The 12,103-nt window shown below is 71.4% G+C and carries 10 protein-coding genes; 3 read left to right on the forward strand and 7 right to left on the reverse strand.

Annotation, left to right across the window (positions count from 1 at the left end; all coding sequences use genetic code 11):
• Window positions 1-149: 149 nt before the first annotated feature.
• The 3 genes from ACWD6R_RS33015 to ACWD6R_RS33025 are packed head-to-tail and all read right to left on the reverse strand — an operon-like array spanning window position 150 to window position 3,650.
• Window positions 150-761, reverse strand: coding sequence for a TetR/AcrR family transcriptional regulator (locus ACWD6R_RS33015; protein WP_451822075.1), 612 nt, complete (start codon window positions 759-761; stop codon window positions 150-152).
• A 29-nt stretch (window positions 762-790) separates the two neighbouring features.
• Entirely contained in the window at window positions 791-2,878 is a 2,088-nt protein-coding gene (locus ACWD6R_RS33020; protein ID WP_451822076.1) for a YhgE/Pip family protein, read from the reverse strand.
• Window positions 2,850-3,650, reverse strand: coding sequence for an ATP-binding cassette domain-containing protein (locus tag ACWD6R_RS33025; RefSeq protein WP_451822077.1), 801 nt, complete (start codon window positions 3,648-3,650; stop codon window positions 2,850-2,852). Before ACWD6R_RS33025 ends, ACWD6R_RS33020 begins: the two co-directional genes overlap by 29 nt.
• Before the next feature lie 166 nt (window positions 3,651-3,816).
• Here ACWD6R_RS33025 and ACWD6R_RS33030 point away from each other — a divergent pair, with 166 nt between their 5' ends.
• From ACWD6R_RS33030 to ACWD6R_RS33040, 3 genes are all read left to right on the forward strand, one after another.
• Window positions 3,817-4,371 carry an SAV_6107 family HEPN domain-containing protein gene (locus tag ACWD6R_RS33030; protein WP_451822078.1) on the forward strand — a complete coding sequence of 185 codons (555 nt, stop codon included), beginning with the start codon at window positions 3,817-3,819 and terminating at the stop codon, window positions 4,369-4,371.
• 102 nt (window positions 4,372-4,473) lie between these two features.
• Window positions 4,474-5,253, forward strand: coding sequence for a class I SAM-dependent methyltransferase (locus ACWD6R_RS33035; protein WP_451822079.1), 780 nt, complete (start codon window positions 4,474-4,476; stop codon window positions 5,251-5,253).
• 250 nt (window positions 5,254-5,503) lie between these two features.
• A complete protein-coding gene (locus tag ACWD6R_RS33040; protein WP_451822080.1) occupies window positions 5,504-5,896 on the forward strand; it encodes a DUF3040 domain-containing protein in 393 nt (130 codons plus the stop codon).
• Window positions 5,897-6,141: 245 nt separating this feature from the next.
• Here the strand turns inward: ACWD6R_RS33040 and ACWD6R_RS33045 are convergent, their stop codons facing one another.
• The 4 genes from ACWD6R_RS33045 to ACWD6R_RS33060 all read right to left on the reverse strand — a co-directional run bounded on the left by ACWD6R_RS33045 (window position 6,142) and on the right by ACWD6R_RS33060 (window position 11,809).
• The gene (locus ACWD6R_RS33045) at window positions 6,142-8,553 is read right to left on the reverse strand and encodes a transglutaminase TgpA family protein (protein ID WP_451822081.1); all 2,412 of its coding nucleotides are present in this window, start codon (window positions 8,551-8,553) and stop codon (window positions 6,142-6,144) included.
• A 10-nt stretch (window positions 8,554-8,563) separates the two neighbouring features.
• The gene (locus tag ACWD6R_RS33050; RefSeq protein WP_451822082.1) at window positions 8,564-9,952 is read right to left on the reverse strand and encodes a DUF58 domain-containing protein; all 1,389 of its coding nucleotides are present in this window, start codon (window positions 9,950-9,952) and stop codon (window positions 8,564-8,566) included.
• A complete protein-coding gene (locus ACWD6R_RS33055; RefSeq protein WP_451822083.1) occupies window positions 9,952-11,004 on the reverse strand; it encodes an AAA family ATPase in 1,053 nt (350 codons plus the stop codon). Before ACWD6R_RS33055 ends, ACWD6R_RS33050 begins: the two co-directional genes overlap by 1 nt.
• Window positions 11,005-11,245: 241 nt before the next feature.
• Window positions 11,246-11,809, reverse strand: coding sequence for a beta-class carbonic anhydrase (locus ACWD6R_RS33060; protein ID WP_451822084.1), 564 nt, complete (start codon window positions 11,807-11,809; stop codon window positions 11,246-11,248).
• Between the last annotated feature and the right edge of the window lie 294 nt (window positions 11,810-12,103).

A 12,103-nucleotide genomic window follows, 5' to 3' on the forward strand; every position in this document is an offset into this window, starting at 1 on the left:
GACCGAACAGGACCGGGAACATCATCATCGGGACCCAGGTCGTGACCGGCATGGCCGCGGGAAAGCCCAAGGCCGGGCGAGGCTCGGGGGATCGAGCCTCGCCCGACCGGCGCTTCCGCGTGTGCGGACGTCACCCCGGGGAGGGTGGGTCAGCGCCCGCTGACCCGGCCGTGCAGCAGCAGCGACAGTGCCGAGTGCACATCGTCTATGGGCCGCTCCGGCTGGAACGCCTTCCAGTCCAGGGCCGCCACCAGGACCATGCCGACCAGCGCGGCCGCCGTCAGCGGGATGTCGATCTCCTGGCTGAGCTCACCGTTGCCGACGCCCTCGCGCAGCACGTCCTCGATCACGGCGACCGCCTCCTGACGTACCACCAGGAGGGTCGCCTGCCAGGCGCGGTTGGTGCGCCACAACTCGGCGACGTACAGCTGGGTGAAGGCCGGATAGCGGTCGATGAAGGCCAGACCGGCCCTGATCATCGCGTCCAGGGCCTCGACCCGGGTACCGCCGCGCTCCGCCGTCTCCTCGGCCGCGGACCGCAGCGAAGCGGTCAGCAGCCCGACGCCGTGCCGCAGCAGTTCCTCGAAGAGCTCGGTCTTGCTCTTGAAGTTGTAGTAGACCGTGCCCTTGGCGACCCCGGCGCGCTCGGCGATCTCGTCGACCGTGGTCGCCGAGAAGCCCTGCTCGGCGATGAGAGTGACGGCCGCCTCGTAGAGCTTCTGCCGGGTGGCCTGGCGGCGCGTGCTGCTACTGCTTTCCATGCGCTTGATTCTCACAGGTCCGGGCGCGCTCACAGGCTCAGTTCCGGATGCAGCCGGTCCAGCGTCCACACCTGCTTGCGCCGGGCGGATAGCGCGGTCAGGGCCAGCGCCCCCGCAGTGAACGCCAGCAGCACCGCGCAGCCCTGCCAGACCGGGCCCAGCCCGCCGCCCGTGATCAGCCGGCGCAGGCTCTCGACGATGTAACTCATCGGCAGGTACGGGTGGATCGCACCGAAGAAGCCGGGACTGGTCTGGACGGGGTACGTGCCCCCGGCCGAGGTCAGCTGCAGCATCAGCACCGCGAGCACGAGGATCCGCCCCGCCGCACCGAACCGGGCGTTCAGCCACTGCACGATCGCACCGAAGCAGCAGGTCACGAGCGTGAGGAAGCCGATCGTCCCGGCGGCATGGGCCGTCTGCAGCCCCAGCCCCCAGTGCAGTACGGACATCAGGGCGGCCACCTGCAGCAGACCGATCGCGGCCACCGGCAGCCACCCGGCGAAGGCAATACGCCAGGCGGAGGCCCCCGCGGCGAGCGCCCGCCGGTTGAGCGGCTGGATCAGCATGTACGCCACCATCGCGCCGACCCAGAGGGAGAGCGGAATGAAGTAGGGCGCGAATCCGGTGCCGTAGTTGGGGGCCCGGTGCAGCGACTGGGAGGCGAGCTTGACCGGATCGGCCATGACGTCGGTGCGCCGGTCGCGGTCCTGCTTGTCGTAGTCCGGGATCTTGCCGACGCCGTCGTTCAGCCCCTGGGCGAGCGTGGCGGAACCGTCGTTCAGCCGGATCAGCCCGCCGTCCAGGTCGGTTGCGCCCGTCTTCAGCCTGCCGACGGCGGTGTTCAGATCGGCGGATCCGGTCTTGGCCGTGGCGAGACCCGTGTGCAGTTCGTCCGCGCCCCTGGCGACCTTGTGGGCGCCGGTGTTGAGCGCGTTGATCTTCGCGACGGCGGACTTCAGGTCCTCGTCCAGGTGCGGGGAGCGCTCGGCGAGGGCGTCGGCCTGCTTCTGCAGAGTGGTGAGCTGCCCGCGCAGCTTCTTCAGGTCCCCGTTCTGGTCCTTCACCAGGACGTTCACATCGTCGGCGACCTTCGCGACATCGGCGGCCGCGGTCGTGGCGCGCTTCAGCGGGGGACAGACGGTGGGATCGGGGGACAGCTGCTCCGTGCAGCGGGTGCGGTAGACGTCGGCCAGATCGTCGGAGGCCTGGTGGGCGGCGGTCGCCGCGGTGGGCGCCGCCTTCACCAGCACGTCGAGGTTGTCCCGTACGGTCTGCGAGGAATCGGCGACCAGCAGGGCGGTGTCACCGATCGACTTGCCGTTGTCCTTCAGAAACGGGCGGACGTCGGCAGCCACGCCGTTGACCTTGTCGGCGAGGAGCTGGGTGCCGTCGGCGACCTGCCGGGAGCCGGTTTCGAGGTCTCCCGCGCCCTTGTTCAGCTTGACGATCCCGCTCTCCAGGCGCCCGCTGCCCGCCTTGGCGTCCTTCAGCCCGTCCGCGAGGTCCTTCGAGCCCTTCTTGGCCTTGCCGATCCCGCCCTTCAGATCGTCGGCGCCCTTGGCCGCCTCGGCCGTCGCGTCGTGGAGGTCGGAGAAGGAGATGAAGATCCGGTCCAGGAAGCCACGCGAGGCGTTGGTCGAGGCGGCGGTGCGGACCTCGGAGAACACCGTCCGGGAGATCTGCCCGACGATGTAGTTGTTGGCGTCGTTCGTCCGGACCTGGAGAGCACCGGTCTCGGGGGAGTCACCCGAACTGGACGCGATCCGCTTGCTGAAATCCGACGGCATGGTCAGCGAGAGGTAGTACGTACCGTCCTCGACGCCCCGGCCGGCCTCGGCGGAGCTCACCTCGTGCCACTCGAAGACCTTGGAGTCGAGCAGCTCGGCGGTGATCTCGTCACCCGCCTCGACGCGCTTGCCGGCCGCGGTGGCGCCCTTGTCGTTGTTGACCAGCGCGACGGGGATCTTGTCGAGGCGGCTGTACGGGTCCCAGAAGGACCACAGGTACAGGGCGCCGTAGAGCAGGGGCAGCAGCACGAGCGCGACGAGTGCGGCGCGGGGCAGCTTCCCCCTGCCGAAACGCTTCAGCTCAAGCGCGGCCAGTCTCGGCGATCGCATCGGCCGTCCCCTCCTCGGTCGCCGTCGCCTCAGGGGCGTCGGTGGTCTCTGCGGTGTCGGTGGTGTCCGTGGCCCCGGCGCTGTCCGTACGCACGGTGAGCGCACCCTCGGGGGCCTGGCTGCAGACGGCGATCACGGTCGTCCCGCCGGCGGCGACGGAGCGCAGCATCTCCCAGGCCTCGGCGCGTTCGGCGTCGGAGAGCTTGAGATCGGTGTCGTCCACGGCGAGCAGCCGCGGGTGGCCGATCAGCGCGAGGGCGACGGACAGCCGCAGCGCCTCCAGCCGTTCCAGATCGCGTACGGAGGTCCGCTCGGCCTTGGGCAGGGTCGTGAGGTCGAGTCCGGCGGCGTCCAGCGCGGCGTCGATCCGGGCCCGGGCCGTGGCGGCGCGCTCGGCGCGCGGGCGGAGCAGGGCACGCAGCGAGCCGTCGAAGCGGCGCTGCAGGAGGGCCCGCTCGCGCAGGTGCTCGGAGACGGTGAGGGCCGGGTCGAGCTCGCTGACCCCGGGGACCGGGCCGAGGGCGCTGATCCTGCGTACGGCGGCCATCTGGCGCGGCAGGCCCAGACCGCCGATCTCCGCACGGCCCTCGGAGGGACGCATCCGGCCGGTGAGGGCGAGCAGCAGACAGGTGCGGCCGGAGCCGGACGGGCCCTCGATCGCGACCAGTGCGCCGGGCCCGGCGTCGATCCGCACGCTCCGGAAGGCCCAGCCGCGCGGTCCTTTGAGCCCGAAGTCCTCGGCGGTGACAGCTGCCCCGTGCGGGCTGTCCACAGACTCTCCTTTTTTAGACTGACCAGTCAGTGCAAAAAAAATAGCCCGAACTCGCGATCGAAGCAAAAGTGCAGGTCAGGGGCTGATCGGGGCCGATTGTCAGAGGTGCCCCTCACGATGGATACATACGGCCACGGAGCCGTCACACGACGACAGGAGGTTCGTCATGGCCAACTCGTCCGCAGCAGCCGCCTCTCGGCGCCGCGCAGGCGGCCCTGCCCCCTCACCGACCGGCCCCGCCCCGTTCTCTCCATCGAGCGGTCCGGCGAACGACGTCCACCCCGTGCTGCGCCGCGCCACGGCGCCGCCCGCAGCCCTCGATCTGCTCGCTCAGGCCCGTATCGGCCTCGACGAGGCCGCCGTGCTCACCGTGCCGAACGAGCGCTATGCCACCGCCCACCTCGCCGCCCTGCGCACTGCTGCCGCCGTGCTCGCCGCACGGGGGCGGCCCGAGACCACCAGGCGGCGGCGGGAAAGGATCCGCAGCGCCTGGGAGGTCCTCCCGGAGATCGCCCCGGAGCTCACCGAATGGAGCGCCCTGTTCGCCTCCGGGGCCCGCCGCCGGGCCCGCGCGGAAGCGGGTATACCGGGGGCGGCCAGCAGCCGTGACGCCGACGATCTGCTGCGCGACGCAGCCATGTTCCTGCGCCTCGTCGAGCGGCTGCTGGTGCTCCGGCCGACACTCCCACAGGCCCGGAAGGAGCGGCCCGACGCGGGATGACGGCGGCGGTGGCCCGAGGCAATAGGGTGGACAGCACCTGCATCACCTGCACTGTTCACGCTCCGCCGTCAGCGGCGGCACCGTGCCGAGGAGTCATCTGCCGTGTCGGACCAGCTGCGCCCCCGCGCCTCCCTCCGTACCGCCGTGGTCTGGGAGGTCCTGAAGGACGCCCTCGACCGCCAGGTCAAGGTGACCGGCCGGGACGCCCTGGACGTCCTGGACACCGGCGGCGGCACCGGCAACTTCGCGGTGCCGGTCGCCCGGCTCGGCCACAAGGTCACCGTCGTCGACCCCAGCCCCAACGCGCTCTTCGCGCTGGAGCGCCGCGCCGCCGAGGCCGGGGTCGCCGACCGTGTCCGCGGCGTCCAGGGCGACATCCTCGGTCTGTTCGAGGTGGTCGAGCGCGGTGGGTACGACGCGGTGCTCTGCCACGGAGTCCTGGAGTACGTCGACGACCCCGCCGAGGGCGTACGGAGCGCGGTCGACGCACTCCGCCCGTCCGGTGAACTCAGCCTGCTCGCCGCCGGACTCGGCGGCGCCGTCCTGGCCCGGGCGCTCGCCGGGCACTTCACCGAGGCACGGCGGGCGCTCACCGACCCGGCGGGCCGCTGGGGCGAGGGTGACCCGGTGCCCCGGCGGTACACCGCGGAGCAGCTCACCGAGCTGGTCTCCGCAGCGGGCGTCGAGGTCGGCGCGGTCCACGGTGTACGGGTCTTCGCCGACCTCGTACCGGGCGTCCTGGTGGACACCGAACCCGGTGCGATGGATGCACTGCTCAAGCTGGAGAGCGCCGTCGCGGAACTGCCGGCCTTCCACTCGGTCGCGACCCAGCTGCACGTTCTGGGCACCAAGGGCGCTGAGGGGCGGCCGCAGCGCGGCTGATCAGCAACGCAGCTGCAGACGGAGTACGCCCCAGGACGCCCGATCGGGGGCCGCGCCACGTATGATCGGGGGACACCATCCGGCATGACGGATCGGAGGTTGGGGAATCTACGCCTCAGCAGCTGAGCCGTCGTGGCGGCCCGGACTGGCTGATTGGCGATGCGGGCGGGTTTCACGGGGGTGATTCCCTGCCTATCCTGGAAGGGCCGCATACCGGCCGCCCCCCGCGGCCGACGACGAGGAGGACTCCGTGCCGCTCTCGGAGCACGAGCAGCGAATGCTCGAGCAGATGGAGCGAGCGCTGTACGCCGAAGATCCCAAGTTCGCGACAGCGCTCGAGGGAAGCGGGCTGCGTACGTACACCCGACGACGGGTCTACCAGGCGGTCGCAGGCTTCGTGGTGGGTATCGCGCTCCTCATGGCCGGAATGGTCGCCCAGCAGATCTGGATCAGCGTGGTGGGATTCCTCGTCATGCTGGGCTGCGCGGTCCTTGCGGTCACAGGTTGGCGCAAGGCGCCCAAGCCCGGCGAGCACCAGGCAGCCGGCGGCGGGAGCGAGCGCCGACAGCCCAAGCAACGCCGAACGGTGATGAACCGGATCGAGCAGCGGTGGCAGCGACGCCGCGACGAGCAGGGTCAGTAACGCTTCGGAAAACCGATGGGTGAGGGGGCGGCCGCAGAAATGCGGCCGCCCCCTCACCCATGTCCGCACCGGTGCTGTGACCGCTCACGGGGTGTCCTCGAACGCCGGACGGCCCGCGGCCGCCGGACGGGCTTGCGCAATCAAGCCCGTCGAAGGGATCCCCCTCATGACCTTGAGGCCCTTGAGGCCCTTGAGGCTATGGGGGGCTCCAGGACACGGCGCAGTCGGAGGCCGCGCGCCATGCCTCAGCTCTGCTGCCGGGACGGCCACCGCGGCCAACCGCCCCACCGCGCAGCCCACCTGCCGGTGAAAGCCGATCGGCGTTCCGAGAGCGCGTCCATCACCCGAATGGCCGAGCGCGGTGCCACGACCGCCCGGATCCGGGTGAAGCGGTCGGCGGAGATCCGCAAGCTGTTCCGTACCGTCTCCACGTCCTCGGCGAACCCGGCGCCCGCCCGGGGCTGCGGGGCGTAGAGCACCTGCTCCACCGCCCCCGCCACCCGGTGCACCGCGGCCGCCGCCTCCGTGTCGAGCCGCCCCAGCCGGACCACCCGGGCCGCCGTCTTCCGCGGGGTCTGTGAGTCGTCCGGCTCGACGCCGTGGTCCCACGCCGAATCGTTGATCTCCAGCCAGGCCGCCAGCGTTCTGGCCGTCACATCGGCCGGCGTGCGCCCGGCGGACGACGCCAGCCTCCGCTTACGCACCCGTACCCGCCACAGCATCGGCAGCAACGGCAGCGTGACGACCACCAGCGCGGCCAAAGCCACCCAGACAACGGTGCTCGTCGGGGTCCCCGAGTCCGTCGGACCCGCGGCGGCCGGCGCCACCGCGTTGCCGCAATCGCCCAGCTTGCGCAGCTGCGCCGCGCAGGTCTCCGAGGCGGAGGGTGCGGCGGACGGCGCCGCCGAGGCGCCCCGCTCCGGCAGGCTCGGGTCGGCTGCGCCGCCCGCCGGGGCGTCCGGCCGCGTATAGCCGGGCGCGTTGCCACGCGTCGGGGTCGGCTCGAACCGGGTCCATCCGACGCCCTCGAAATACAGCTCGGGCCAGGCGTGCGCATCGCGCAGCCCCACCGACACCGCACCGCTCGACTTCACGGTGCCGGGAGTGAAGCCCACCGCGACGCGGGCCGGAATGCCCAGCGTCCGCGCCATCGCGGCCATCGTGAACGAGAAGTGGACGCAGAAGCCCCTCTTGTCCTTGAGGAACCGGCCGATCGCGGCCGAGCCGGTGCCGGAGGTCACCGTGGTGTCGTAGCTGAAGCCGCCCTCCGAGGCGAAGTAGTTCTGCAGCTTCACCGCTCGCTCGTAGTTGTTGGCGGCGCCCTTCGTCAGCCGGTCCGCCGTCTTCTTGACCACCTCCGGCAGCGAGCCCGGCACCTTGGTGTACTCCCGCAGCACCTCGGAGGGCGCGTCGGGAGCCGCGGCGAGCTGGTCCGCGGTCGGCTGCACGACCAGACTCGACACCTCGTAACGCGCACCGCTGGTCGTCTGGCCGCGGTCGCCGACGAGGGTGCGTCCCGCGGGTTCGTACCGCCAGCGACCGCCGATTCTCACCTCGGTCGCGGGGTAGGGGAGCGGCAGATAGCTCTGCTGGTAGGAGCGGGAGGAGGAGATGTTCGACCGGATCTCCGTGACAGCGACATCCGGACTCAGGCCGTCCGGCCCCGGGATCCGCTTCGGCACGTCCTTCAGGCTGCGCCGGGAGGCCCGCCAATCGCTCCCGTTGAACTGGTCCAGGGCCAGGATCCGCAGATAGAAGTCCTGCGGGTTCCGGGAATTGGTGCGGTACGACATCACCTCCCGGTTCTCGGGCTGGTTCAGATTGTTCTGCAGCGAGACCAGCGGGTTCACCGCGGAGATCGTGCCGCCGCCACCGCCCTTGCCGTTCCCGCTGCCGGTCCCCGCGAGGAACCCGCCGTCGAGAGCGGGCAGGGCTGCCGGTACGGCCAGCGCGATGCCCAGCGCCAGCGCACCGATCCGCCGTCCGGTGCGGACCGGGGCGAGCGCCCGGCCGCCCGACACGTCGAGGCCGGCCGCCCCACCGCTCGGTGACCGTCCCGCGCCGCCGAAGACCCGCCCCCACTGGGAGATCCGGTCCCGGCCCTCGGCCAGCAGGAGCAGCAGATAGCCGCAGGCGGCGAGCAGGAACCAGAGCCAGCCCGCGCCGCCGCCGCCGGACAGTCCCGCGGCGACCGAGTAGAGCGCCAGGAGCGGCAGCCCGGCCGGGGCCGCGCTGCGGAACGTCACCGCGAGGGTGTCCACGGCCAGACCGATCAGCAGTACACCGCCGACCAGCATCAGCCGGATGCCCGCCGTCGCGGGCGCCGGGATGGCGTACTGCCCCACGTCGTCCGCGCCCGCCCGCAGCAGGTCCGCCAGGTGCCGTACGGCCTCGGGGCCCGGCAGGAAGCCGGCCACGGCCTGCTCCCGTGCGAACACCGCGGTCAGCAGCACCAGGGTGACCAGGAACTGTGCCGTGACGATCAGCAGCCGCGGCAGCGGCACCCGGCGGGCGAGCGCGCCCACCCCGCTCTGGATCGCCAGCAGGACCGCGGCCTGCAGGATCCATCCGGCCGGGTCGACCAGCGGCAGCATCGAACCCGCCGCCAACAGCGTCGCCGCAAAGGCGCACAGCGCCAGCCGACCGCGACCGCTCATAACCATCCCCTCATGACCATCCACCGGTGAAACCTGTCGTGCCGCCCGGTGCGCCGCCCGACAGCGCGGACTGCGTCACGGAGCTCTGCTGCCCCGCCTGCTGCCACAGCCGGGCGAGATCCGCCCCCGGCCCCACCGCGACCGCTGACCAGCCCGACTCGCGCAGCAGTCGCAGGCGCTCCTCGGACACCGTGAGCTCCGCGTCGGACGCGCTGCCGTGCATCCAGGCCGTACTGTCCAGGACGAACGCGACGGCGCCGCCGCTGCGCTGCCGCATTCGGGCGGCCACCGCCGTCTGCTCGTCGTCCAGATCGCCGAGGAACGCGACCAGCAGCCCTTCGTTGCCGCCGCGCAGTACGTCGTACGCGCGCGACAGACCGCCTCCGTCGGAGTGGTCGACAACCGCGAGGGTGTCCATCATCAGTCCCGCGGAGTCGGCGGACTCCTGGGTCGATCCGGCGAAGCCGCCCTCGCCCTCACCCGGCACCGAACTGCCGTCGTCGGTCAGCAGCCGCACCGCGAAGCCCCGCTCCAGCATGTGCACCAGCGCGGACGCCGCCCCCGACACCGCCCACTCGAAGGGCGAGTCGGGCCCGGTCCCCTGATAGGCGATCCGCCGGGTGTCCAGCAGCACCGTGCACCTGGCACGCTGGGGCTGCTCCTCGCGGCGCACCATCAGCTCGCCGTAGCGCGCGGTGGAGCGCCAATGGACCCGGCGCAGGTCGTCGCCGTGCCGGTAGCCGCGCGGAATCACGTCGTCCTCACCGGCCAGGGCGAGTGAGCGCTGCCGCCCCTCGCCGTACCCGGACGCCTCGCCCGACAGCCGCACCGGCGGCAGCGGCTGGGTCCGCGGGACGACGACCAGGGTGTCGTACGCACTGAACGAACGGGTCAGCTCGCACATCCCGAACGGATCGCTCAGCCGCAGCTGCAGCGGCCCGAGCGGATACCGCCCGCGCAGATCCGACCGGACCCGGTAGGACACCTCGCGCCGGCCGCCCGCCTCCACCCGGTCCAGGACGAACCGGGGGCGCGGCCCGAGCACATAGGGCACCCGGTCCTGCAGCATCAGCAGCCCGGTGGGCAGCCGGGACACGTTCTCCATCCGCAGATGCACCCGTGCCTCGGTGCCCGCGGGCACTCGGGACGGGGAGAGCCGCCGGGTGCCCGCGACCCGGTAGCGGGTGCGGAGGAGCACCGTCACACAGACCAGCGGGAGCACGGTGAGGAGCAGCCCGACACGCAGCAGATCACCCTGGCCCAGCACATACGCGCAGATCGCGGCCGCGATTCCGGCAGCGAGGAAGGACCGCCCACGCGTGGTCAGCCCGCCCAGCGCGGCCCGCAGACCGCCTTTGCCGTCGCCGTCCTCCATCGAGGCGGACCCCCCGGCTGCCATCACGCCCGCCGTGCGCCGGGCGGCTGCTGCCGGCCGTACACCGGCCGTCCCGGCGGGTGCTGCGGCGCCGGGACCGACGTACCGCCGGCCGCGGTCGGCACCGGCGTCTGCTGGATGATGTCCAGCACGACCTGCTCCGCGGTGCGGCGGTTCAGCTGGGCCTGCGCGGTCGGCAGCAATCGGTGCGCGAGGACCGGGACGGCCAGCGCCTGCACATCGTCCGGCAGACAGTAGTCCCGCCCGGTCAGCGCCGCGGACGCCTTGGCGGCTCGCAGCAGATGCAGAGTGGCGCGCGGCGAGGCGCCGAGTCTGAGATCCGGGTGGCTGCGGGTCGCGCCGACCAGCTCCACCGCGTACCGCCGCACCGACTCGGCCACATGGACCGTCCGCACGGCCTCGATCAGCTTCACGATGTCGTGGGCGTGCGCCACCGGCTGCAGATCGTCGAGCGGCGAGATCCCGCCGTGCACATTGAGCATCTGCAGTTCGGCCTCCGCGCTGGGGTAGCCGATCGACACCCGGGCCATGAACCGGTCGCGCTGGGCCTCGGGCAGCGGATAGGTGCCCTCCATCTCGACCGGGTTCTGGGTGGCCACCACCATGAACGGGTCCGGCAGTTCGTAACTGTGCCCGTCGATGGTGACCTGGCGCTCCTCCATCGACTCCAGCAGAGCGGACTGGGTCTTCGGCGAGGCGCGGTTGATCTCGTCGCCGATCACGATCTGGGCGAAGATCGCGCCCGGCTTGAATTCGAAGTCGCGCCGCTGCTGGTCGAAGATCGACACGCCGGTGATGTCCGAAGGCAGCAGGTCCGGCGTGAACTGGATGCGCCGCACCGAGCAGTCGATCGACCGCGCGAGCGCCTTGGCCAGCATCGTCTTGCCGACCCCGGGGACGTCCTCGATGAGGAGATGCCCCTCCGCGAGCAGCACGGCCAGCGAAAGCCGTACGACCTCAGGCTTGCCTTCGATCACACTCTCCACCGACCTGCGCACCCGCTCCGCTGTGGCGGTCAGATCTGTGAGGCTCGCTCGATCGTCATAGGTCGTCACCCGGCCCTCCTCGGCCCTGCCCCGCGCTCTCAAGGAGCAGGGGATACCCCATTCACGGGCCGATGCGCTGTAGTCGGCCCGGCCCACCCCGATGTACGGACACCCTCCGGACAGGTCCGGTGGGGTGTCACACCCGCATTCTTGTTGCCGTTACCGCTTCGTGTCACTCGCCTGTGGACAAGTGGATGCGAAATGTCAGGGCCCGGGCCCTTTTCGGTACCCGCCGGACGTGCAATCAGGGTCAGGCGACGGGAAGGATCTCGCGGAGCAAGCCGCTGGTCACGTCGAAGACGAAGCCGCGGACGTCGTCGGTGTGCAGCAGGAACGGCGAGGTGCGGACGCGCTGCATGGACTGCCGTACGTCCTGATCCGCGTCCTTGTACGCCTCGACGGCCCAGACCGGGCGCTGGCCGACCTCCACCTCCAGCTCCTGCCGGAACTCCTCGGTGATCGATTCGAGGCCGCAGTTGGTGTGGTGGATGAGTATGACGCTGCGGGTGCCGAGGGCTCGCTGGCTGATGGTGAGTGAGCGGATCACGTCGTCGGTGACCACGCCGCCCGCGTTGCGGATGGTGTGGCAGTCGCCGAGCGCCAGGCCGAGCGCGTCGTGCAGGTCGAGCCGGGCGTCCATGCAGGCGACCACGGCGACCTGCAGCACCGGCCGCGCGTCCATGCCGGGGTCGTCGAACTCGGCCGCGTAACGGATGTTCGCCTCGACCAGGCGGTCGGTGACGGTCCCGACGGTACGGGCCTGACCGGCAGCGGATGCGGAGAGCTCGGCGTGGGGGTGCGGGGGAGTCGACATGGATACGACGTTAGCTCGCACAGTTCGCTCCGGCGTGCTGTGAGAGCGGACAAAGAACGTCAACGAGGCTTGTTGTGAGGTAACCCACAAGCCTCACAACGAATCGCTCGACCGGGTGACGGAGAGGACGGGGCGACGCGCTGCCCCGTTGATTGATCGGGAATCGATCGAATGGCAGGGTGGACTAAAGTGACCGGCAAGTTACCGACACCCTGCACATTCCGAAGATTTCCCCTGTGTGCGCGGCGTACGTACGGCCCGGCCCTCTCCCGCTCGCCGGTCGGCTGACGCCAC

This window comes from Streptomyces sp. NPDC005151, assembly GCF_053599875.1.